1 protein-coding gene and 2 pseudogenes are annotated in these 1640 nt (G+C 67.8%); 1 reads left to right on the top strand and 2 read right to left on the bottom strand.

Translation table 11 applies throughout. The annotated features are described in order from the left end of the window. Nucleotides 1-141, top strand: a pseudogene (locus F8271_RS34350) (IS110 family transposase); the annotation flags it as partial. A 240-nt stretch (nt 142-381) separates the two neighbouring features. Here the strand turns inward: F8271_RS34350 and F8271_RS31255 are convergent. Next, a complete protein-coding gene (locus tag F8271_RS31255) occupies nt 382-1329 on the bottom strand; it encodes a site-specific integrase (RefSeq protein ID WP_151493368.1) in 948 nt (315 codons plus the stop codon). A gap of 62 nt (nt 1330-1391) precedes the next feature. Further along, nucleotides 1392-1514: pseudogene (locus F8271_RS33645) on the bottom strand (IS982 family transposase); the annotation flags it as partial. Between the last annotated feature and the right edge of the window lie 126 nt (nt 1515-1640).

The raw sequence follows: 1640 nt of genomic DNA, 5'->3' as shown, positions 1-1640 counted from the left end.
GAGGGCAAGACCAAGCGCGAGATCATCCGCTGCCTCAAGCGATACCTGGCCCGCGAGGTCTTTACAGCCCTGCTGAACAGCCCTTCTATCGCAGCCATGACCCCTGCTGGGACTGCTTCCAACCTAGGACTTGACGCATAGGAGCATCGGTAATCAGTTGATCTAGGCCATCACCTGGGGTTAGTTCCTCAAGCTGCGGGTTTCCGGGCAGCCGCTTCGGCCGTTTTCCGTGATCCCGCTACGTGGGACGCGGTCAGCCCCGGTGCCGACGCGGTGGTGCTCGTCGTTCTCGGCGGTGGTGCGGGCGGGAGGTCTCTTCACCGAGTTCGGGGTGCTGGTAAGAGACGTGTCACCCGCCGCAAGCGAGGGTGAACCTGCTGATCAGGTCCGATGTCGCCGGTTCGCACCGTCGTTTTCGGCGGTGATCCGGGCCGACGTTTCCTCGCCGAGCTGGACGTAGATGCCGAGGGTGGCCAAGTGTCGATGTCGGGACTTCGCCTGGAGCTCGGCGGCGCTGCGGCCGCGGCCGGCGAGGTGGGTTAGTCCGGAGTGGCGCAGTTGGTGGAGGGTGTAGCCGAGTCCGCGCGGGTCGTACGCAATGGTGGCCTGTTTGAACAGGTATTCAGCTCGGGGGTAGGACAGGCGGCCCCGGCCGGTGGCCGGGTCGACATCGGCGGGAGCCTGTGCCCGGTAGCCGCTGGTTGGGGCGCGGCGGTCGGCGAGGAACACCGGGCCGGTGGTCCGGCCGGCGAGAAGCCGGGGCAGCAGCCGCGCGGTCGGCGTCTCCCAGTGGACGTAGGCGCGGTTGCCGCCTTTCTCCACGACCAGGGCGCGGCGGAACTCCATGTCCAGGTCGGGTGCGTCCAGGCCAAGGATTTCGTCGGCGCGGGCGCAGGTCTCGTAGAGCATCCGCCACAGCACCCGCTCGCGCAGTTGGTGCCGATTGTCGGTGAACAGTCGGTCGAGCCGGGCGCGAGGGATGGCTTTGTCGCGCACTCGGGTGACCTTGCGGCGTTCGAGCCGGCGAGCGGGGTCGGTGGTCAGCCACTCCTGCCGCCGTGCGTACGCGGCGAACGAGCGCAACCCGGCTAGGTGCTTGTTGAAGGTCGCCGGCGCCGCCGTGGCCCACCGCTCCATCGTGGCCTGGTAGTGCTCGGCGGTCAGCTCGCCAACGCCGAGGTGGTCGCCGGCGACGGCACGGAGCCGGGCCAAGGTCTCGGCGTAGGCCGCAGCGGTGGCCGGCGCGTCCCGGAATCGGTCGAGAAACCGGTCGGTGGCCGCCACGAGGGGGACGGCACCACCGGGTCGCGGGAGCGGGATCACGGTCATCCGCCAGTCCTCCGTCCAATGTGACACAGAATGTTGCCTAGACGAGTTGTTCCGAATTCCGGTCAGTGGTCGTAGGCGATCAGTGACCGGGTGACGGGTGCGCTGGTCTTGTTGTTGTGCCAGATCGCGGCGGCCATGGCGAGGAGGCGTTGGGCGACGCGTACGGCGACGCCGGTGAAGGTTCTGAGGTTCCCCCTGCGGACCGGACACCCTGAGCCCAGACAGTGGTCTGGGGAAGGATGGCCTGGTGCCACGTCCATCGAAGTACCCCGAGCAGTTCCGTAGGGACGCTGTTGATCTGGTCCGTTCGT

The sequence above is a fragment of the Micromonospora sp. ALFpr18c genome (assembly GCF_008868155.1).
Classification (GTDB): Bacteria; Actinomycetota; Actinomycetes; order Mycobacteriales; family Micromonosporaceae; genus Micromonospora.
The sequence above is the reverse complement of the archived record's forward strand: the minus strand, read 5'-3'. Positions and strand labels throughout refer to the sequence as shown.

Bases quoted from the DNA above. Each gene is read 5' to 3' on its own strand.
- F8271_RS31255 (WP_151493368.1), bottom strand. From the start codon at position 1,329: ATGACCGTGATCCCGCTCCCGCGACCCGGTGGTGCCGTCCCCCTCGTG.